18 protein-coding genes are annotated in these 19,692 nt (G+C 71.9%); 9 read left to right on the top strand and 9 right to left on the bottom strand.

The window, feature by feature from the left end; all coding sequences use genetic code 11:
- Nucleotides 1-10: 10 nt before the first annotated feature.
- From HFP48_RS12750 to HFP48_RS12740, 3 genes are read right to left on the bottom strand one after another with little or no spacing between them, the layout of a single operon-like run.
- Nucleotides 11-1,231: a cation:proton antiporter gene (locus HFP48_RS12750; RefSeq protein ID WP_029543404.1), complete on the bottom strand. Its 1,221-nt coding sequence runs from the start codon at nucleotides 1,229-1,231 to the stop codon at nucleotides 11-13.
- 3 nt (nucleotides 1,232-1,234) lie between these two features.
- Nucleotides 1,235-1,717 carry a cation:proton antiporter regulatory subunit gene (locus HFP48_RS12745; protein WP_029543402.1) on the bottom strand — a complete coding sequence of 161 codons (483 nt, stop codon included), beginning with the start codon at nucleotides 1,715-1,717 and terminating at the stop codon, nucleotides 1,235-1,237.
- Nucleotides 1,718-1,762: 45 nt separating this feature from the next.
- Nucleotides 1,763-2,107, bottom strand: a complete 345-nt coding sequence (locus tag HFP48_RS12740; RefSeq protein ID WP_168579580.1) for a DUF952 domain-containing protein — start codon at nucleotides 2,105-2,107, stop codon at nucleotides 1,763-1,765.
- Between the two features lie 255 nt (nucleotides 2,108-2,362).
- On the opposite strand from HFP48_RS12740, the gene HFP48_RS12735 reads away from it, so the two are divergent.
- Nucleotides 2,363-2,563: a hypothetical protein gene (locus HFP48_RS12735; protein WP_003935586.1), complete on the top strand. Its 201-nt coding sequence runs from the start codon at nucleotides 2,363-2,365 to the stop codon at nucleotides 2,561-2,563.
- A gap of 118 nt (nucleotides 2,564-2,681) precedes the next feature.
- Here the strand turns inward: HFP48_RS12735 and HFP48_RS12730 are convergent, their stop codons facing one another.
- Nucleotides 2,682-4,406, bottom strand: a complete 1,725-nt coding sequence (locus tag HFP48_RS12730; protein ID WP_168579579.1) for a DEAD/DEAH box helicase — start codon at nucleotides 4,404-4,406, stop codon at nucleotides 2,682-2,684.
- A 257-nt stretch (nucleotides 4,407-4,663) separates the two neighbouring features.
- Between HFP48_RS12730 and HFP48_RS12725 the strand changes: the two genes are divergently transcribed.
- Complete coding sequence (locus HFP48_RS12725) at nucleotides 4,664-5,845, top strand: YihY/virulence factor BrkB family protein (protein ID WP_029543396.1); 1,182 nt, start codon at nucleotides 4,664-4,666, stop codon at nucleotides 5,843-5,845.
- On the opposite strand, the gene HFP48_RS12720 is transcribed toward HFP48_RS12725, so the two are convergent.
- Nucleotides 5,818-6,054 (bottom strand): DUF3039 domain-containing protein, encoded by a 237-nt coding sequence (locus HFP48_RS12720; RefSeq protein ID WP_029543394.1) that lies wholly within the window; start codon nucleotides 6,052-6,054, stop codon nucleotides 5,818-5,820. The genes HFP48_RS12725 and HFP48_RS12720 overlap by 28 nt on opposite strands.
- 72 nt (nucleotides 6,055-6,126) lie before the next feature.
- Here HFP48_RS12720 and HFP48_RS12715 point away from each other — a divergent pair, with 72 nt between their 5' ends.
- The 3 genes from HFP48_RS12715 (at nucleotide 6,127) to HFP48_RS12705 (ending at nucleotide 9,166) form a co-directional block, all read left to right on the top strand.
- Complete coding sequence (locus HFP48_RS12715; protein WP_006935000.1) at nucleotides 6,127-6,486, top strand: DUF3099 domain-containing protein; 360 nt, start codon at nucleotides 6,127-6,129, stop codon at nucleotides 6,484-6,486.
- 54 nt (nucleotides 6,487-6,540) lie between these two features.
- The gene (locus HFP48_RS12710) at nucleotides 6,541-8,022 is read left to right on the top strand and encodes a methyltransferase (RefSeq protein ID WP_050035133.1); all 1,482 of its coding nucleotides are present in this window, start codon (nucleotides 6,541-6,543) and stop codon (nucleotides 8,020-8,022) included.
- 181 nt (nucleotides 8,023-8,203) lie between these two features.
- On the top strand, nucleotides 8,204-9,166 hold the full coding sequence (locus HFP48_RS12705; RefSeq protein ID WP_006935004.1) for a sigma-70 family RNA polymerase sigma factor: 963 nt from the start codon (nucleotides 8,204-8,206) through the stop codon (nucleotides 9,164-9,166).
- A gap of 128 nt (nucleotides 9,167-9,294) precedes the next feature.
- On the opposite strand, the gene HFP48_RS12700 is transcribed toward HFP48_RS12705, so the two are convergent.
- Nucleotides 9,295-11,913, bottom strand: coding sequence for a bifunctional GNAT family N-acetyltransferase/acetate--CoA ligase family protein (locus tag HFP48_RS12700; RefSeq protein ID WP_246872566.1), 2,619 nt, complete (start codon nucleotides 11,911-11,913; stop codon nucleotides 9,295-9,297).
- A 208-nt stretch (nucleotides 11,914-12,121) separates the two neighbouring features.
- Nucleotides 12,122-13,393: an acetoin utilization protein AcuC gene (locus HFP48_RS12695; protein WP_029543391.1), complete on the bottom strand. Its 1,272-nt coding sequence runs from the start codon at nucleotides 13,391-13,393 to the stop codon at nucleotides 12,122-12,124.
- A gap of 150 nt (nucleotides 13,394-13,543) precedes the next feature.
- Between HFP48_RS12695 and HFP48_RS12690 the strand changes: the two genes are divergently transcribed.
- Together HFP48_RS12690 and galE are read left to right on the top strand one after the other, a co-directional pair.
- Nucleotides 13,544-14,230: a metal-dependent transcriptional regulator gene (locus HFP48_RS12690; protein ID WP_006935008.1), complete on the top strand. Its 687-nt coding sequence runs from the start codon at nucleotides 13,544-13,546 to the stop codon at nucleotides 14,228-14,230.
- Nucleotides 14,231-14,281: 51 nt separating this feature from the next.
- Nucleotides 14,282-15,274 (top strand): UDP-glucose 4-epimerase GalE, encoded by a 993-nt coding sequence (gene galE / locus HFP48_RS12685; protein WP_029543387.1) that lies wholly within the window; start codon nucleotides 14,282-14,284, stop codon nucleotides 15,272-15,274.
- Nucleotides 15,275-15,293: 19 nt separating this feature from the next.
- Here the strand turns inward: galE and HFP48_RS12680 are convergent, their stop codons facing one another.
- Nucleotides 15,294-16,424 (bottom strand): DUF4192 domain-containing protein, encoded by a 1,131-nt coding sequence (locus tag HFP48_RS12680; protein WP_168579577.1) that lies wholly within the window; start codon nucleotides 16,422-16,424, stop codon nucleotides 15,294-15,296.
- A gap of 149 nt (nucleotides 16,425-16,573) precedes the next feature.
- Nucleotides 16,574-17,341 carry a hypothetical protein gene (locus tag HFP48_RS12675; RefSeq protein WP_065923484.1) on the bottom strand — a complete coding sequence of 256 codons (768 nt, stop codon included), beginning with the start codon at nucleotides 17,339-17,341 and terminating at the stop codon, nucleotides 16,574-16,576.
- Nucleotides 17,342-17,480: 139 nt separating this feature from the next.
- On the opposite strand from HFP48_RS12675, the gene HFP48_RS12670 reads away from it, so the two are divergent.
- Together HFP48_RS12670 and HFP48_RS12665 are read left to right on the top strand one after the other, a co-directional pair.
- Nucleotides 17,481-18,437, top strand: coding sequence for a PAC2 family protein (locus tag HFP48_RS12670; RefSeq protein WP_006935021.1), 957 nt, complete (start codon nucleotides 17,481-17,483; stop codon nucleotides 18,435-18,437).
- A gap of 182 nt (nucleotides 18,438-18,619) precedes the next feature.
- Entirely contained in the window at nucleotides 18,620-19,657 is a 1,038-nt protein-coding gene (locus tag HFP48_RS12665) for an alpha/beta hydrolase (RefSeq protein WP_168579576.1), read from the top strand.
- The last annotated feature ends 35 nt before the right edge of the window (nucleotides 19,658-19,692 follow it).

Genomic DNA, 19,692 nt, shown 5'->3' with positions numbered 1-19,692 from the left:
GGATCGACGTCTAGAACTCTTCCGCTTCACGGCGATCGGCCGTCGGCTCCGCAGCCGACGGCCGTTCGCGTAGCCGGGGCACCACGGTGCGGGTGACGGGCTCGACGATCCGTGCCGCGACGGGTCCGAGCACCGCCGTGATCAGCACGTACGCCGAGGCGAGGGCGGCGAGCTCGGCGTCCACCTGGCCGGAGGTGACGGCCAGTCCGGCGATGACGATGGAGAACTCGCCGCGGGCGATGAGTGCGGCGCCCGCGCGGGCCCGGCCCATGGTGCCGATGCCGTGCCGGCGGGCCGCCCACCAGCCGGTGGCGATCTTCGTCAGCGCCGTGACGACGGCGAGCAGCACCGCCCACCCCAGCACCGGGGGGATCGCGGTCGGATCGGTGTTGAGGCCGAAGAACACGAAGAAGATCGCCGCGAACAGGTCCCGCAGGGGCTCGAGGACGCGAGCCGCATTGTGGGCGGTCGACCCCGAGATCGCGATGCCGAGCAGGAACGCACCGACCGCCGCCGACACCTGCATCGCCGAGCTGACGCCCGCGACGAGGAGCGCGGCCCCGAGCAGCTTGAGCAGCAGCGTCTCGCTGTCCGGGCTGTCGAGCACCGCGGAGACGTAACGCCCGTACCGCAGCACCAGCACGAGCACGATCGTGACCAGGCCCAGGGCGATCGCGACGGCCTCGAGTCCACCGATCAGGCTGACCCCGGCGAGCACCGCGGTCAGGATCGGCAGGTACACCGCCATCGCGAGGTCCTCGAAGACGAGGATCGACAGCACCACGGGAGTCTCCCGGTTACCCAGACGGCCGAGGTCGGTCAGCGTCTTGGCGATGATGCCCGAGGACGAGATGTAGGTGATGCCCCCGAGGACGAACGCCCCCGTCGCACCCCAACCGAGCAGCAGCGCGATCGCCGCCCCCGGCGCGGCGTTGAGCACGAGATCGAGCAGACCCGCCGCGCGGGAACGTTTGAGCCCGGTCATGAGCTCGGAGGCCGTGTATTCCAGCCCGAGAAGCAGCAGGAGCAGGACCACGCCGATCTCACTGGCGACGTGACTGAATTCGCTGATGTCGCCGAGCTGGACGAAGCCGCCGGTGCCGAACGCCAGACCGCCGAGGAGGTAGAACGGGATCGGCGACATGGCGAATCGCGCGGCGACCCGTCCGAGCACCCCCAGGGCGAAGAACACCGCCCCCAGTTCGATCAGGGCGAGCGTGGTCGAGTTCATCCGTCAGCCGTTGCGCAGGATCCTGGCCGCGGCGTCCAGCCCGTCGGCGGTGCCGACGGCGACGAGGATGTCTCCCCCGGTGAGCACGAAGTCCGGTCCCGGTGACGGCGTCACCTGCCCCGCGCGCATCACCGCGACGACGGACACGCCCGTGCGGGTCCGCATCGCCGTGTCCCCGAGCACCGCCCCGTCGAAGCGGGAGCCGTCGTGGATGTGCAGCTGCCGGGTGATGATCCCGGGCAGCTCCCGGTGGTCCTCCTGGAGCTGGGCGACGAGCTGGGGCGCGCCGAGCAGGTTGCTCAGTGTGGCCGCCTCCTCGACGGTCAGCGGTAGCGAGGCGGCGCAGGCGTCGGGATCGTCCGCCTTCGAGATGATCAGGTCCGAATGGCCGTCCCGATGCGTGATGACCCCGATCCGACGACCCGACGCCAGCTCGAAGTCCTTGCGCACACCGATCCCGGGAAGCGGCGTCACTTCGACGTTCATGCCGCCAGAGTAGGGCTCACGGCGGACACGGGTGACGGCGCACCGTCAGAGATGTCCGAACCGTCCGTTTTCGTCGGGGAGGTAGTCGACGACTGCGGTGACCGCGGCGACAGGGAGGGGGCCGTAGAGGTGCGGGAACGCCATCCCCGCCGGATCGCCCGGCACGCCCGGCTCGAACCGCACCTCGTCCGCGAGCCGGGCCGGGTCGATGTGCAACAGCACCAGGTCCGTGCGGCCGGCGAACAACCGGTTCGCCGGCAGGTGCACCTGTTCCGGGGTCGACAGGTGCACGAACCCCTGCGCGGCGAGCGACTCGGGGGTCAACGTCCCGCTGCGCTGCGCCCGCTCCCAGTCGGCCCGCGCGCAGATGTGTACCAGCCGATCCGTCACCGCGACCCCTCTCGACGACCGTTCCGGGCCCGCGACGGCGCCGAGGGCTCTGCGCTGTGAGCGAACACCCCCAGCCGCGAAACCGCACGTCGTCGGCATTCGGCCGGTTCCGGGGTGAAACGCGACACCATTTCCGGAGGATTGGAACAACGCATGAACGGGAATCGTCTGACACAGTAGATCCACCGCGCCGGCCCGGTGCGGCGGACCAGACCCCAGGCAACCGACGACAGTGGTGGCCAGTTTGGAGGAGTCATGCCCGGAACGTTGACCAGCCCGAAGTTGACCGCCGCAGACCGCTGCGATCGGTGCAGTGCAGCCGCTCGCGTCCGTGCCGTCCTTGCCACCGGTGGCGAGCTGCTCTTCTGCGGCCACCACGCCAAGGAGCACACCGACCGGCTGCGTGAACTCGGCGCCACGATCGTGACCGAGTCCGACGCCGAAGCCGCCGTCTGATCCACCGTTCCGGAGCCGACCGACTCCGAGACCCGACCCGAAACGGGCGACCACCGCGAGTGGTCGCCCGTTTCGCCGTTCCGGGAGTGTGCCGTCGGCCGGTTCACCGTCGGCCGGCTCACCACTGACGCAGCAGGGCGATGCGGTCGCCCAGCTGCTCGGCCGTGGCGATCGCGGTCGGCGGGCCGCCGCACTGCCGCCGCAGCTCCCCGTGGATGACCCCGTGCGGCTTGCCGGTGCGGTGGTGGTGCATGGCGACGAGCGAGTTCAGTTCCTTGCGCAGCCGGGCCAGCGAGTCGGCGGTCGCCACCCGCTCGGCCACCTGCGGCGGCGGGACGGGGGTGGGCGGGGAGGCCGGCTTGTCCAGCTGCTCCTGCTGGCGGCGGCGCAGCAGCGCCCGCATCTGTTCGGCGTCGAGCAGCCCGGGAAGCCCCAGGTAGTCGGCTTCCTCCTCGCTGCCGGCGAACGTCGCCGTGCCGAACGAGGAGCCGTCGTAGATCACCTGGTCGAGCTCGGCGTCGGCGCCGAGCGCGGTGAAGGCCTTCTCCTCCTCGCCGGGTTCGTCCTTGCGCCGGTTGGCGTCGGCGAGCAGGTCGTCGTCGAAGCCCTCCTTCTCGCGGTGGGGCTTGCCGAGCACGTGGTCCCGTTGGGCCTCGAGCTGGCTGGCGAGATCGAGCAGCACCGGCACGGACGGCAGGAACACGCTCGCGGTCTCGCCCTTGCGGCGCGATCGCACGAACCGGCCGATGGCCTGGGCGAAGAACAGCGGCGTCGACGCGCTGGTGGCGTACACGCCCACCGCGAGCCGCGGCACGTCGACGCCTTCGGACACCATTCGCACCGCCACCATCCAGCGCTGGGTGCTCGCATCGAACTCCGAGATGCGCCCGGAGGCCGTCGGGTCGTCGGACAGGACGAGTGCGGGCGCCTCGCCGGTGAGCTGCTCGAGGATCCTGGCATACGCGCGGGCCACCGTCTGGTCGCTGGCGATGACCAATCCGCCCGCGTCGGGCATCCCGCCCTGGCGCAGCTGCTCGAGCCGCGTGTTGGCGGCGGTGAGGACGGCCGGGATCCAGTCGCCGGCGGGATCGAGCGCGGTCCGCCACGCCCGGGCGGTCTGCTCGGCGCTGAGCGGCTCGCCGAGCCGCGCCGAGTACTCCTCCCCCGCGCTGTTGCGCCACCGGGCTTCACCGGAGTAGGCGAGGAACACCACCGGGCGCACGACGCCGTCGGCGAGCGCGTCGGCGTAGCCGTACGCGTGGTCGGCCCTGGACTGCATGAGACCGTCGGCGTTCGGTTCGTACACCACGAACGGGATGGCGCTGTCGTCGCTGCGGAACGGTGTTCCGGTCAGGGCGAGGCGGCGGGTGGCGTCGCCGAACGCCTCCCGGATGCCCTCCCCCCAGCTCTTGGCGTCGCCGCCGTGGTGGATCTCGTCGAGGATCACCAGGGTGCGGCGCGCCTCGGTGCGGACCCGATGCTTGAACGGATGCGAGGCGACCTGTGCATAGGTCACCACGACGCCGTGGAAGTCGCTCGACATCTGGCCCGTGGAGTTGGTGAAGTTCGAGTCCAGCGCGATGCCGGAGCGGGCGGCCGAGGCGGCCCACTGGTGTTTGAGATGCTCGGTCGGGGCGACGACCGTCACCTGGTCGACGGTGCGGTCGCGCAGCAGCTCGCTCGCGACGCGCAGCGCGAACGTGGTCTTACCGGCGCCCGGGGTCGCGACGGCGAGGAAATCCCGCGGACCCGTCGCGAGGTACTTCGTGAGGGCCCGGCGCTGCCAGGCGCGCAGCTGTCCGGCGGGGGCGGAGGACGCTGTTCCGAGGGTCTCGGTGCTCACCGGCTACTCGTGCTCCTTCTCCGGTCGTGCAGGTGGTTTCGCTCTACGGCGACGTCGCCGGGCGGCGAACGGGCACCGCCGTGCGGTCGCCGGGCGGGCGACGGCCGTCGAGCAGCCTATCCCGGCCCGCGAGCCCGGCCCGCATCCGAACCGCCGTCCGTGACGCGGGCGACAGGAGACGATCATGACAGAATTCGCGGTCCCGTCGGCCCGCCGCCGCGCACCGCGGCGTGTCGTCAGGAATGCTGGAAGTACCCATGAGCGAGATATCCCCACCGGCCGGATCCACCGCCGCATCGAGCCCGCGACGGCGGCCGGTGCATCGCGGCCTACAGGTGATCGCCCGCACGGCGACCAAGGCGTGGGACGACTCCATCTTCAGCAAGGCCGCAGCCGCCGCCTTCTGGCAGACGCTGTCGCTGCCCCCGCTGCTGCTGGGCCTGCTGGGCAGTCTCGGGTACGTGGCCGGGTGGTTCGGGCCGGACACGGTGGAGATCATCCAGTCCAAGATCGTCACGTTCAGCCGCACGATGTTCAGCGAGAGCGTCGTCGACGACATCATCGGGCCCACGGTGCAGGACGTGCTGCTGCGGGGACGCGCCGACGTGATGTCCCTCGGGTTCCTGCTGTCGCTCTGGGCGGGTTCGTCGGCGATCTCGACGTTCGTGGACTCGATCGACGAGGCACACGACCAGCACGATCACCGGCATCCCGTCTGGCAGCGGTTCTTCGCGCTGCTGCTGTACGTGGTGTTCCTCGTGCTGGCGGTGTTCACGCTGCCACTCGTCGCGCTCGGGCCGACCATGATCGGACGCGCGCTGCCGGCGGCGTGGTACGACCTCGGCACCCGGCTGCTGGACACGTTCTACTACCCCGGCGTGGGACTGCTGCTGCTCGTGGGCCTGACGACGCTGTACAAGGTGGCGCTGCCGAGATCGCTGCCGTGGCATCGGCTGCTGGGCGGCGCGATCCTCGCGGGCACGTTCTTCATGGCGTCGAGCGCGGGACTGCGCTGGTATCTGCGGTGGGTCTCCGGGACCGGCTACACCTACGGCGCGCTCGCCACCCCGATCGCGTTCCTGCTGTTCACCTTCTTCCTCGGCTTCGCCGTCGTGCTGGGTGCCGAGTTCAACGCGACCGTGCAGGAGTTCTGGCCCGCCCGCGAGACCCGCATCGAGCAGATGCGCCGGTGGCTGGCCGAACGGGCCGCCGCGGCGCCCTCGCCGGCGGCGGCCGCGGTGACCGGCCTGACCCGGCGGCTCGGGACGGCGCCGATCCCGATCCGGCTACCGGACATCATGCGGCCGGACCAGCGGGAACCGGAGTCGTGCCCCGTGGACGCTCCGCACCCGCGCGCAGCGGAGAAGGCCGCCGGCGAACACGTCCCGGCGGCTCCGGACGAGACCGTCGATCAGTCGCCCCTGCGCAGGCCCTCGTAGACCTTCTTGCACTCCGGGCACACCGGTGACCCCGGTTTCGGGGAGCGCGTCACCGGGAAGACCTCGCCGCACAGCGCGACGACGTGGGTGCCCATGACCGCGCTCTCGGCGATCTTGTCCTTCTTGACGTAGTGGAAGAACTTGGGAGTGTCGTCGTCGGTGGTTTCGTCGGTGGTGGTATCCGGCCGTTCCTTGATGTCGGTGCTCACCGTTACATGATGCCGCACGCCCGGTGCAGATGCGCATGTGCATTCCGCGCGCGCGAGTGGGACAGTAGAGGGATGTCGAGAACTCCGGGTTTCAATGGGGACTACGACGACGGGTCACCCGAGAAACCGGTTCTGATCACCGAGGCGGCGTTGTCGCTGGAGGACCAGCACCGTGCGCGGGTCCGCAAGTACCTCACGCTCATGTCCTTCCGCATCCCCGCCATGATCCTCGCCGCCCTCGCGTACGCGGCGTTCGCCAATCCCTGGCTCTCGGTGGGCATCCTCGCCCTGTCCGTCCCGTTGCCGTGGGTGGCGGTGCTCATCGCCAACGATCGGCCACCGCGGTCGAAGGACGAGCCCAGCCGCTGGGACGGCCGCGGGGACGGGACCACCGCCCTGGAGGGCCCGCAGCCCCGCATCATCGAGGGCTGACCCGGCTCCCCGGTCCCCGGCGACGCGGCCTCGGGGTGCTGCCAGAATGCGGGGGTGGACCGCGACCTGCTGCTTTCGATCTGCCCCCCGTTGCGCACGGCGCTGACGCGCGCCCGGTTCGACACCGACACGCTGCTCGAGCTGCTCGGCCCCGACGCGCACGCCGCGCTCGGCCGGGGCGAGCCCGTGCCGGTGCGGCGGGCCGCGACGGGCGGTGGTGATCTCGGCACCCTCGTGCGCCTGTTCCTGGTGTGCGACACGCTGCCTGCTGCGGAGGTGGCCGCGGCGCTCGCCCCGGTCGACGTGGCGACGGCGATCGCGGCCGGGCTGCTCGAACGCGACGGCGACGGCGTGCGCGCGGCGCTGGATCTGCGACCGCTCGACGCCGGCACCGGCACCCGCTGGATGCTGTCGGACCTCGACGGGGCGATGCGCCCCCGGCCCACCCGCGAGGACCACGTGCTCGGGGTCGGGCACGCCTCGCTGTCGCTGCTGCAGGCCATGCCCACCGACCCGGTCGGCTCGGTGCTGGACCTGGGCACCGGCTGCGGCGTACAGGCCGTGCGCGCCACCGACTTCGCCGGCACCGTCACCGCCACCGACGTCAACCCGCGGGCACTGGATCTGGCCGCCGCCACGGCCGCGCTCAACGAGGTCGAGGTCGAACTGCTCGAGGGATCGTGGTTCGAGCCGGTGGCCGGCCGCCGCTTCGACCGGATCATCGCGAACCCGCCGTTCGTGGTGAGCACCGGACGGGTCGAGCACACCTACCGGGACTCGGGCCTGGACCTCGACGGCGCGAGCGAGCTGATGGTCTCCCGCGCCGCCGAGCACCTGAACCCGGGTGGGACCGCGGCGATGCTGGCCTCGTGGGTGCACGTCGAGGACGAGGACTGGCGACGCCGGATCGCCTCCTGGCTGCCCGCCCACGGGGTCGATGCGTGGATCGTGCAGCGCGACGTCGCCGACCCGGCCCTCTACGTGGGGACGTGGCTGCGTGACGGCGACGCCGACCCGCGGGATCCGGCGGTGGCGGCGCGCGCCGAGGCCTGGCTGGACCACTTCGAGCGGCACCGGGTCGAGGGCATCGGCTTCGGGTTCGTCTACCTGCGGCGCACCGACGCGCCCAGCGACGTGCTCGCCGAGGACCTGCGGCACGGCTTCACCGACCCGCTCGGGGCGGAGGCCGTCGGCTACTTCGAGCGGCTGGCGTGGTTGCGCGACCACGATGTCCTCGAGGCGCGGTTCGTCGTCCGGCCCGACACCGCCCTGGAGCGCGTGTACCTGCCGGGTGCGGACGGCTGGCGGCAGGTGGTGACGCGCGTGCACCGCGGCGGCGGCCCGAACTGGCAGCACGAGGTGGACGATCCCGCAGCGGCCCTGCTGGCGGGGATGCGGGCCGACGGCCTGCCGCTGTCGGAGCTGGTGGCGCTGCTCGCCGCCGCGCACGACGAGGACGAGCAGGCGCTGGCCGGGCAGGCGGTCCCCCTGGTGCAGGCGCTCGTCCGGCACGGACTCGTCGAACCCGTCCGGTAGGGCGGCCCGGCGGGCCGGAAAGTTACCCGCCGGTTCCCCCGGTGGTGTGTTCTCAGCAACTTCTCAGGACCTGTTCGCCATATACGCAGGTCAGGGCGGTTCCCACGGAGGAACTCCGGGAACTTTCCCAGGGGTCCTGCGCGTTGAACGCATCGAGACACCACCGATGAGGAGGCACGTCATGGCACGCCCCGATACCACCGCCCGCGTCGATTCCGACCTCGACAGCCAGAGCCCGGCCGCGGACCTGGTCCGCGTCTATCTGAACGGGATCGGCCGCACGGCCCTGCTGAGCGCTGCGGACGAGGTGGAACTGGCCAAGCGGATCGAGGCCGGCCTGTACGCCCAGCATCTGCTGGAGACCAAGAAGCGGCTCACCGCCGCGAAGAAGCGCGACCTGGCGATCGTCGTGCGTGACGGTCAGGCCGCCCGCAGTCACCTGCTCGAGGCGAATCTGCGTCTGGTCGTGTCCCTGGCCAAGCGCTACACCGGCCGCGGCATGCCCCTGCTGGACCTGATCCAGGAGGGCAACCTCGGCCTGATCCGCGCCATGGAGAAGTTCGACTACGCCAAGGGCTTCAAGTTCTCGACCTACGCCACCTGGTGGATCCGGCAGGCCATCACCCGCGGCATGGCCGACCAGAGCCGCACGATCCGGCTCCCCGTCCACCTCGTCGAGCAGGTCAACAAGCTGGCCCGGATCAAGCGGGAACTGCATCAGCAGCTCGGCCGGGAGGCGACCGACGAGGAACTGTCCGCGGAGTCCGGTATCCCGGTCGAGAAGATCGGCGACCTGCTGGACCACAGCCGCGACCCGGTGAGCCTGGACATGCCGGTCGGCAACGACGAGGAGGCCCCGCTCGGCGACTTCATCGAGGATGCCGAGGCGACGTCCGCGGAGAACGCGGTGATCGCCGGGTTGCTGCACAGCGACGTGCGCAGCGTCCTGGCCACCCTGGACGAGCGCGAACAGCAGGTGATCCGGCTGCGCTACGGCCTCGACGACGGCCAGCCCCGCACCCTCGACCAGATCGGCAAGCTGTTCGGCCTCTCCCGTGAGCGGGTCCGCCAGATCGAGCGGGAAGTGATGGGCAAGCTCCGCGAGGGCGACCGCGCCGAACGCCTCCGCGCCTACGCCAGCTGACCGGGCAGTCGGCCGGACGATCCCCGAGAACCGGGCTGGGTTCTCGGGGATCTTCGCGTCCGCGGACCGCCGCGGCCGTCAGCGCAGCCGGCGGGGGCCGAGGTCAGCGCAGCCGGCGGGGGCCGAGGTCAGCGCAGCCGGCGGGGGCCGAGGTCTAGGGGGTGCGGCTCGGGGCCGATCCGCAGGTGCGCGTCGGTGATCTCCGCGCCCGTGGGAGACGCGAGGACCGGTTCGCACGCGATCTCCCGCACCTCCGGCAGATCGTCGGCGAGAGCGGAGATGCGCTGGACCAGGTCGACGAGCGCGGCCTTGCTGACCGGCTCGGTGTTGCGGTAGCCGGACAGCAGCGGCGCCGCCTTGGGTGCGTCTATCAGCTCGACCGCCTCGTCCTCGGTGACCGGCAGGACCCGGAAAGCGCGGTCGCCGAGCAGGTCGGAGATGACCCCGGCGAGACCGAACGAGATCAGCGACCCGAACGACGGGTCGTCCTGCACCTGCACGACGCAACCGATGCCCTTGGTGGCCATCTTCTGCACGTGCAGCAACGGCTCCCCGGAGACCGCGGCGAGGTCACGGTACGCGATCCGCACCGCCTCGGGCCCGAGCAGATCCAGCCGCACCCCGCTCAGGTCCGGCCGGTGCCGCCAGTGGGCGCCGGTCGCCTTCACCGCGACGGGGAACCCGATCTCCTCCGCGGCGGTGACGGCCTCGTCGGCCGTGGTCACCGCCCGGAACTCGGCGATGTGCACGCCGTAGCACGCGAGCAGCAGCGCCGCCTCGGTGTCCGAGAGCCAGCGTCCGTCCGGCGACGTCGCCAGCCACCCTTCGACCAGGGTGCGGGCCTTGTCGGCTTCGATACCCGCCGGACGGACGACCTGGGACGCCGGACGGCTGCGCCACTTGGCGTACCGCCACGCCCGGGCCAGCGCGAGCGCCGCCCGCTCGGGCCCCGGATACGACGGCACCGAACCCCGGGTGGGGTGGCCGTCCGGTCCGCGCACGGCGAGCACGTCGGGCAGGCCCTCGGTGGCGAGGAACGTCGTCAGCACCGGCTTGTCGGTGCCGGCGACGGCGTCGCGCAGGGCCTGCGCGTACGGCTCGACCGTCACGGCGACCGGGGGCACGAACACCGCGATCACCGCGTCGACATCGGCCGCCTCGAGCGCGTGGGCGACGGCTGCCGCGAACTGTTCCGGCGAGGCCGCCGCCCCCAGATCGACGGGTTCACCGACGTGCAGGCCCTCGCTGCGGGCGGCGTCGACGGCGAGCACGCCGAGGGCCGTGGAGTTGCCCACCACCGCGACGCGGGGGCCGGCGGGCAGCGGCTGGTAGCCGAACAACAGGGCGGAGTCGAACAACTGCGCGATCGAACCCACCTGCACGACGCCGGCCTGCTCGAACAGGTCCCGCACGATGGTGTCGTCCATCTCCCCCGTGCGGGCCGCGAGGACCGGGGGCACGGCGTGGCGGCCGCTCTTGACGGCGACGATCGGCTTGCTGCGGGCCACGCGCCGCGCGATACGCGAGAACTTGCGCGGATTGCCGAAGCTCTCGAGATACAGCAGCACCACCTCGGTGGCCGGATCGGTGTCCCAGTACTGCAGCAGGTCGTTGCCCGACAGGTCGGCGCGGTTGCCGGCAGAGACGAACGAGGACAGGCCGACGCCGGTCTTGGCCGCCTCGTCGAGGATCGCGATGCCCAGCGCGCCGGACTGGCAGAAGAAGCCGACGTTGCCGGCCGCGGGCAGCACGGGCGCGAGGGTGGCGTTGAGGCGGATCTCCGGATCGTTGTTGGCGACGCCGAGCGCGTTCGGCCCGATCAGCCGCATGCCGTGCGCCCGGGCCGCGTGGGCGAGGCGGCGTTCCGCGACCCGGCCCTCCGGACCGGTCTCGCCGAAGCCGGACGACACGACGAGCAACGCCTTGACGCCCTTGGCGAGGCAGTCGTCGAGCACCGCGTCGATGGCGTCGGCCGGGACCGCCGCGATCGCGAGGTCGATGTCGTCGGGGATGTCACGGACGGTCGGATAGGCCCGCACGCCACGCACCGAGCGGTGCTCGGCGTTGACCGGATAGACCGGGCCGGTGAAGCCGCTGCGCAGCATGTTGACCAGGACCGCGTTGCCGACCTTGCGGCTGTCGGTGGACGCGCCGATGACGGCGGCACTGCCCGGGCTGAGCAGGTTGCGGACGCTGCGGGCCTCGGCGGCGCGTTCGCGGGCGTTGCGCACCGACACCAGCGCCTCGGTGGGGTCGATGGCGAACTCGAGTCGCACCACGCCGCCCTCGAAACTGCGGCTGACCTGGTAGCCGGCCTCCCGGAACACGGTCACCATGTTGCGGTTCTCGGCCAGCACCTCCGCGACGAAGGTGTGGAGGCCGTTCTCGGCGGCGGCCCCGGCGAGGTGCTCGAGCAGGATCGGACCGAGGCCGCGGCCCTGGTGCGCGTCGGCGACGGTGAATGCGACCTCGGCGGACAGGCCGTCGCCCTCGGGCAGACCCTCGTAGCGGCCGACCGCGATGATCTCCCCGCCGAGCAGGGCCACGAACGCGACCCGCCGGTGGTGGTCGACGACGGTGAAGTTGAACAGGTCCCGTTTCGACATCGTCGGGTAGGGGCCGAAGTAGCGGAGATAGCGGGTGCGCTCGGAGAGTTTGCTGTGGAAGTCCACGAGCAGGTCCGCGTCCTCGGGGACGATGGGCCGCAGGTGCACGGCCTTGCCGTCGGCGGCGAGGACGTCCGCCACCCAGTGCTTGGGGTAGTTGCGGGCGACAGCGAGTGCGCGCTCGCGGGCGGCCTCCTTCTCCGCCTGTGCGCGGGCGGCGGCATCGGCCGGCTCACCGGCTGCGGCATCGGCCGGCCCGCTGGCGGCATCGGCCGGCTCCCCGGCGGCGGCGTCGCCGTCGGGGGTCTGCCCCGCGGTGACCGCGGGGCCGTGGGCCGTGTTCTCGGATTCAGTCACGCGGGTCCTCCGGGTCCAGGCCGAGCAGCGGGAAGCAGGCCCGGCGGGTGGCGACGATGGCCGAGTCGACGCGGCTGAGGGCACGATCGAACGATGCGACGCCGGTCTCGGGGGTACCGCCGGGGCCGTCCCACGGCAGATACGCCACGTCGCCGCCCTCCCCCATCACGGTCGGCAGATCGACCCCCGGCGCCATCGCGGCGACCCGCTCGCGCCACTCGTCGGGGATCGGGGTGGCGGGGTCGATCTCGCGGTCGAGTACGGCTGCGATCAGGTGGGTCCAGGATCTCGGCACCACCCGCACCAGCCCGTAGCCGCCTCCGCCCACCGCGAGCCACCGGCCCTCGCAGTGCCGGTCCGCGAGCTCGCGCATGGCGAGATACGCCGCGCGCTGGCCGTCGACGGTCAACGAGAGGTCGGCCAGCGGATCCTCCCGGTGGCTGTCGGCACCGCACTGGCTGATGATGATCTGCGGCCGGAACGTCGCGACCGCGGCGGGGACGACGGCGTGGAATGCGCGCAGCCACAGCGCGTCGACGGTGCCGGGCAGGACCGGCAGGTTGATCGCGGTCCCCTCGGCGGCGCCGGTGCCGACCTCGCTGGACCAGCCGGTGTTCGGCCACAGCGTCGCGGGGTGCTGGTGGATGGAGACGGTGAGCACCCGGGGATCGCTCAGGAAGGCGTGCTGCACCCCGTCGCCGTGGTGGGCGTCGACGTCGATGTAGGCGATCCGGTCGAAGCCGTTGTCCAGGAGCCACGAGATGGCGATGGCGGCGTCGTTGTACACACAGAATCCGGCGGCCCAGTCCGCCATCGCATGGTGCATCCCACCGCCGATGCTCACCGCCCGCCGGGTGCGGCCGGCGGCGATCTCCCGGGCGGCGGCGAGGGTGCCGCCTGCGAGGACGGCACTGGCCTCGTGCATGCGCGGGAAGATCGGATTGTCCTCGGTGCCGAGACCGTGCGGGGCCTCCGCCCCGGCGGTCGAACCTGGCGGCAGGCTGCCGGCGTGCTTGACGGCCTCGACGTAGGCAGGGGTGTGGATGCGCAGCAGCTCGGCGTCGGTCGCGGCCGGCGGACGCAGGGTCTCCACCCCCTCGAGCAGGCCGAGGCCGCGGGACAGTGCCATCGTGAGATCGAGCCGGGTGGGATTCATGGGATGAGTCGGGCCCCACCGGTAGTCGAGGAAGTCCGGGCTCCACACCACCACTCGGTCGCCGCTCGGATGTGTCGGATCGCCCGTCGCGGCGGAGGTCGTGGTCATGGCCACAAAGCTACTGCGCCGTCCGGGGCGATGCGAGTGCCGCAGGGCCCCGGCGCGCCTGCCACAGGCCCCGCCGGGCGGCGCCGCGCGAGGTGCGCCCGCCGGGGGTTTCGCCCGGTTAGAATCGGCCGCAGACGAAGGGGTGTGAGAGTGAAGGACCTGGTCGATACCACGGAGATGTACCTCCGGACGATCTACGACTTGGAGGAAGAGGGCGTCGTGCCGCTGCGTGCGCGCATTGCCGAACGCCTGGAACAGAGCGGACCGACCGTGAGCCAGACCGTCGCCCGGATGGAGCGGGACGGGCTGCTGCGCGTGGCAGGCGACCGGCACCTCGAGCTGACCGAGAAGGGCCGCGACCTGGCGGTGTCGGTCATGCGCAAGCATCGGCTCGCCGAGCGGCTGCTCGTGGATGTGATCGGTCTCGATTGGGAGAACGTGCACGCCGAGGCATGCCGCTGGGAGCACGTGATGAGCGAGGAAGTCGAGCGCCGCCTCGTCGAGGTGCTGCACAACCCCACGACCTCGCCGTACGGCAATCCGATTCCGGGACTGGACCAGCTCGGCCTGGACCGCCCGGCCGCGGCGGACGAGCGGCTGGTGCGGCTCACCGAGATCCCGCCGGGCAAGCCGACCGCCGTGGTCGTGCGCCGGCTGGCGGAGTACGTGCAGTCCGATCACGAGGTGATCGGGCGGCTGCGTGAGGCGGGGATCGTCCCCGACGCACGCGTTACAGTCGAGACGAAGCCGGGGTCGGTGGTCATCAACGTGCCCGGCCACGACGGCTTCGAACTTTCCGACGAGATGGCCCACGCGGTGCAGGTGAAGCAGGTCTGAGACAGGCCCTTCTTCGCCAGCCCGCGCGGGCCGGCGAAGAAGGGTCCCAGCGTGAGGCTTCTGGTTACCGGCGGTGCTGGCTATGTGGGCAGCGTCTGCAGCACGGTGCTGCTCGAGCAGGGTCACGAGGTGGTGATCCTCGACGATCTGTCCACCGGCAACGCCGACGCCGTCCCGGCCGGCGCGGAGTTCGTCGAGGGCGACATCGCGACCGCGGCCGCGGAGGTGCTCGGCGGCGGTGCACAGCCCCGGTTCGACGGGGTGCTGCACTTCGCGGCCCAGTCCCTGGTCGGCGAGTCCGTCGAGCATCCGGACAAGTACTGGCACGGCAACGTCGTCGCGACCCTCGCCCTGCTGGACGCGATCCGCGCCTCGGGAACACCGCGGCTGGTGTTCTCGTCGACGGCGGCGACGTACGGCGAGCCGGACCGGGTACCGATCACCGAGGATGCACCCGCCCGGCCCACCAACCCGTACGGCGCCACGAAACTCGCCATCGACCATGCGATCTCGTCGTACACGCGGGCGTACGGTCTGGCCGCGACGAGCCTGCGCTACTTCAACGTCGCGGGCGCATACCACGGTGCCGGCGAGAACCGCGTGGTCGAGACGCACCTGATTCCGCTCGTGCTGCAGGTGGCTCTCGGCCAGCGCGAGCACATCTCGGTGTTCGGCACCGACTGGCCGACCAAGGACGGCACGGCGGTGCGGGACTACATCCATGTCAAGGACCTCGCCGACGCCCACCTGCTGGCACTGGCGGCCGCCCGGCCCGGCGAGCACGCCGTCTACAACCTCGGGAGCGGCGAGGGTTTCACCGTCCGGGAGGTCATCGAGGCGTGCCGCCGGGTGACGGGCCTGCCGATCACGGTGGTCGATGCACCCCGGCGCGCCGGGGATCCGGCCGTGCTGATCGCGTCGAGCCGCCGCGCCGTCGAGGAACTGGGCTGGAAGCCGCAGCACACGAGCCTCGACGAGATCGTCGCCGACGCGTGGGTCTACCTGCAGGAACTCGGCGACCGGTCGCACGCGGCACGGCGCTGAGCCGGCGCCGTCCCGGCGGTCACGCCGCCGGTGCGGGCGGGGGCATTCGCACCCCGAGCCGCGCGGCGATCTCGTAGCCGGTGTCGGCGAGGCCGCGCACGGTGTGCGGCCGCAGCCCGGCCTGCAGGGCCTGGTCGAGGAGGTCGGCGAGCCGGTGCCGCGGGTTGGACTCGAGTGCGACCCCCAGGGCCACCCCGGCGAGCGGTCCGTCGCCCCGAACGTACGCGCTGTAGCCGACGAGGGCGGCGGCCTCGGCTCGTTCCGGGTCCGGGAGACGCCGGGTGAGCGTGACCCACAACCGTTCGGCGGTGTCGGCCTCGGCGCCCGCCGCGAGGGCCATCACGGCGTCGCGCACGGTCGAATTGGACAGCAGGACGGCGAGTTCGGCAAGCTCGGGGGCGAGCAGCTCGGCGCCGTCGTCGTGCCGGGCGATGTGGGCCAGCACGGCCTCGAGTTCCTGACGGTCGGCGCGGTCGCGGCCGCCGGCGCGGACGGCGAGTTCGTAGGCGAGGTCACGCGCGTCGATCGCCTCGTCGATGTGGTCGGCAACCTGCATGCGCCCGGGCATCGGCAGCGGGGTGAGCAGATCGGCGAGTTCGGCGCGGGACCGCCGGATCGCCCCGCCCTCGAAGACGCGGGCGGCGGCGACGGGCGAGGCCTGCGGGTCCGGGACCGTCCCGCGCGCACCGCCGACGAGCGCAAACCATGTTCTGCCGCAAGCGACCTCGGAAACGGCGTGTGCTCCGGCGATGCGAACCCCGCGCCGGTCGAGGCGGACGGCGAAGTCGTCGAGCAGTCGGCAGGCCGCGGCGACGGCGGGGGCGTCGGGGTGGTCGAGACGGTCGTCGACGAGGACGACGAGCACGGCGTCGGCGCCCTCCCGATCGCAGAGCGCACCGAATCGGTCGAAGACGTCGCGCATCGCAGCCGGCACCGGATCGTCCTCGCCGGGCGGCAGGATCAGGTCGTGGCGCATGACGGCGCCGACGGTCGCGGACCGGGCACCGTCGCGCCCGCCGGCATCGGACGCGAGGCTCAGCACGATCAGCGACCGTGCAGGCAGGAAGCCGAGCATGGCCGGCACGGCGGCGATCAGATCCCCCGGATCGGTGAGTCGCAGCGGCCGGGGCGAGGAAGTCGATGTGGTCATGCGCCGACTGTCCCCGACGACCGGTGCCCTCGGGGGCCGCGCGACCCGGATCCGCGGAATCTGGGGACGAGCGCTCCGGTTGTGGACAAGTACTGCGGCCGCAGGAGTTCCGGCCGCCCGATGTCGGTGCCGGCTGGTAGCGTGCCGCGTCAGCCGACGCGCACGCGCTCCACGCTCGCCTCGAACACCCGGCCCAGGGTGGCGGTGTCGGCGGGCCCCGCACCGAAGGACATGTACGTCACCAGCACCCGCACGTCGTCGACCTGGGCGATCCGACTGGTCATCGACTGGGTGACCACCTCCCGGCCCTCGCCCGAGCGGACGGTGCGGGTGAACGCGAGGGTCGCCACCCCCGCGGCGGCCGGCGGCGCCGACGGGTCGACCGTGGTCGTCACCGTGGCGGTGACGCCCCGGCGGGTCGCCGCGACGACGGGGCATTCGACGAGACGGTCGCGGTAGGCGGCCAGGTCGTCGGTGACAGCGACGAGTTCGACCGAGATCGTGGCCCGGCTGTCGTTGTCCGTGCCGACCACCATCGCGGTCCCGTCCGGGCCGTAGTTCTGCGGCGGCGGCAGGCATCCGGGTGGATCCACCTTGGCCCCCTCCGGGACTCCGGTGAGGTCGGGAGCGGCCTGGGCGACCGCCTGCGGCGGTAGCACCACCGCGTCGTACGGCTCGGGGAACTGCTCGGGCGGCAGCAGCAGTTCGGCGAGGGGCCGGCCCGCGGTGCCGGCCTCGTCCGTCGTGGCCAGTGCAGCCGGCTCGGGCTGTGGCGTGCCGTCGACGGTCGACGAGCACCCGGCGGCGAGCAGCAACGCGCCCCCGATCACGGTCGCGCCCAGCCGGCGGAAGGGCACCGGCGGGGTCCGGGGGCGGCGCGGCGTCCGAACGTCGTCTCCTGCGCTGTGGGTTGCCACCGGACCTCCGCTGTCGCGTCCCGCCGGGGTCGTGCCCCGGCGGAAGCTGATCACCAGTTCAACTAGACTCGAACTCCACCATGCCACGCCGGTGACCCGGCGGTATCACGGCGCCCCGGATCGAACGGAGGATGTTCGCATGGACGACCAGTCCCGCATGTACGAGCTCGAGTTCCCCGCTCCGCAGCTGACGTCTGCCGACGGCGAGGGTCCCGTGCTGGTGCACGGTCTCGAGGGGTTCGCCGACGCCGGGCATGCGGTGCGGCTCGCCACCACGCACCTGCGCGAGAGCCTCGAAAGCGAACTCGTGGCGTCGTTCGCCGTGGACGAGCTGATCGACTACCGGTCCCGGCGGCCGACCATGACGTTCAAGGCGGATCACTTCTCCGACTACGCCGCCCCCGAACTCAACCTGTACGCCCTGATCGACACGGCCGGAACCCCCTTCCTGTTACTGGCCGGCGCGGAACCGGACCTGAAATGGGAACGGTTCATCACGGCGGTGCGCCTGCTCGCCGAGCAGTTCGGGGTCCGGCGCACGATCGGGATCAGCGCGATCCCGATGGCGATCCCCCACACCCGTCCGCTGGGCGTGACGGCGCACTCGACGAACAAGGACCTGATCGCCGACCACCACCGCTGGACGGGCGAGCTGCAGGTGCCGGCGGGGGTGTCATCGCTGCTCGAGCTGCGGATGGCGCAGCACGGGCACGAGTCGGTGGGGTTCTCGGTCCACGTGCCCCACTACCTGGCGCAGACCGAGTACCCGGGCGCTGCCGAGACCTTGCTCGAGAACGTCGCCGAAGCCGGGGGCCTCGGGTTGCCGCTGGCCGCGCTCGGCGAGGCCGCCGCACGGGTGCGTGAGCAGATCGACGAGCACATCGCCCAGAACGAGGAGGTGCAGGCGGTGGTCCGCGGACTCGAGCGGCAGTACGACAGCTATGTGGCGGCCCAGGAGCAACAGGCCGCCCAGCTGCCGACGGACGAGAACCTGCCGACCGGCGAGGAGATCGGTGCCGAGTTCGAGCGTTTCCTCGCCGAATACGAGGATCGCGGCGGGAACGGACAGCCCGGCGACGCGGACCCCTCCGCCTGACCGGGTTCGAATCGCCGCCTGTCCGACCCCGGATCATTACTCTCTCGTTACACTTCGCGTTGTGCAGGTCACATACAGTCAGTACGCTCAGTTCGACGAGTTGAGCTGAAGGGTCGGGCCGGAGACGGTCCGGCGCCTCGGACACCACAGGTAGACGAGGAACCGGCGGTCAGGAGACGCACATGGGTACACCGCGCACACGCACGCTCCGGCCGGTGCCGGACGCGGAGACGCGGATGGTCTTCCGCACCATCCACGGCTACCGTCGCGCTTTCCGACTCGCCGGCGAGGGCCCCGCGCTGCTGCTGATCCACGGGATCGGCGACAACTCCTCGACCTGGCAGGAGGTCATCCCGCACCTGGCCCGCAAGTACACGGTCATCGCACCGGACCTGCTCGGCCACGGCCGCTCCGACAAGCCGCGCGCCGACTACTCGGTCGCCGCGTACGCCAACGGCGTCCGCGACCTGCTCTCGGTCCTGGACATCGAGCACGTCACCGTGGTCGGGCACTCCCTCGGCGGCGGCGTCGCGATGCAGTTCGCGTACCAGTTCCCGCAGATGGTCGACCGGCTCATCCTGGTCTCGGCCGGCGGCGTCACCAAGGACGTCCACCCGGCGCTGCGGCTGCTGTCGATGCCCGGCCTGAGCGAGGTCCTCAAGCTGCTGCGGCTGCCCGGCGCCCTGCCCGCGGTACGCATGGCCGGCGGCCTGCTCGGACAGTTGCACGACACGCCGCTGCGGCCCGGCCCCTTCCTGCACGACACCTCGGATCTGATCCGGGTCCTGAGCGGATTGCCCGATCCCACCGCGTACGAGGCGTTCCTGCGCACGCTGCGGGCCGTCGTGGACTGGCGCGGCCAGGTGGTGACGATGCTCGACCGCTGTTACCTGACCGAGAACCTGCCCGTGCAGCTGATCTGGGGAGATCACGACAGCGTGATCCCGGTCAGTCACGGTTACCTGGCGCATTCGGCGATGCCCAACTCCCGGCTCGACGTCTTCCGCGGCGCCGGCCATTTCCCGTTCCGGGACGACCCCATCCGGTTCCTGCGGGTCGTCGAGGAGTTCCTCGACTCGACCGCACCCCTCGTGTTCGACGAGCAACGCTGGCGCGAGTTACTGATCAACGGCGTCAGCGAGAACCAGATCACGGGCGGTCCGGCTACCCGCAGGGCCGTGCTCGGCGCGATGGGCGCCGACGAACGCAGCGCCACCTGAGCGACCCGCCGCCCACGACGCCCCGCGCCGAGTCC

Origin of the sequence: Rhodococcus sp. DMU1 (genome assembly GCF_012272955.1) — a bacterium.
In the GTDB taxonomy this organism is placed as follows: Bacteria; Actinomycetota; Actinomycetes; order Mycobacteriales; family Mycobacteriaceae; genus Rhodococcus; species Rhodococcus aetherivorans.
This window is presented reverse-complemented; position numbering and strand designations above follow the sequence as displayed.

Coding starts and splice junctions, on each gene's coding strand:
- HFP48_RS12715 (WP_006935000.1), top strand. CDS start 6,127: ATGTCGAGAACTCCGGGTTTCAATGGGGACTACGACGACGGGTCACCC.
- HFP48_RS12705 (WP_006935004.1), top strand. CDS start 8,204: ATGGCACGCCCCGATACCACCGCCCGCGTCGATTCCGACCTCGACAGC.
- HFP48_RS12695 (WP_029543391.1), bottom strand. CDS start 13,393: ATGACCACGACCTCCGCCGCGACGGGCGATCCGACACATCCGAGCGGC.
- HFP48_RS12725 (WP_029543396.1), top strand. CDS start 4,664: ATGAGCGAGATATCCCCACCGGCCGGATCCACCGCCGCATCGAGCCCG.
- HFP48_RS12670 (WP_006935021.1), top strand. CDS start 17,481: ATGGACGACCAGTCCCGCATGTACGAGCTCGAGTTCCCCGCTCCGCAG.
- HFP48_RS12745 (WP_029543402.1), bottom strand. CDS start 1,717: ATGAACGTCGAAGTGACGCCGCTTCCCGGGATCGGTGTGCGCAAGGAC.
- HFP48_RS12680 (WP_168579577.1), bottom strand. CDS start 16,424: ATGACCACATCGACTTCCTCGCCCCGGCCGCTGCGACTCACCGATCCG.
- HFP48_RS12735 (WP_003935586.1), top strand. CDS start 2,363: ATGCCCGGAACGTTGACCAGCCCGAAGTTGACCGCCGCAGACCGCTGC.
- HFP48_RS12665 (WP_168579576.1), top strand. CDS start 18,620: ATGGGTACACCGCGCACACGCACGCTCCGGCCGGTGCCGGACGCGGAG.
- HFP48_RS12750 (WP_029543404.1), bottom strand. CDS start 1,231: ATGAACTCGACCACGCTCGCCCTGATCGAACTGGGGGCGGTGTTCTTC.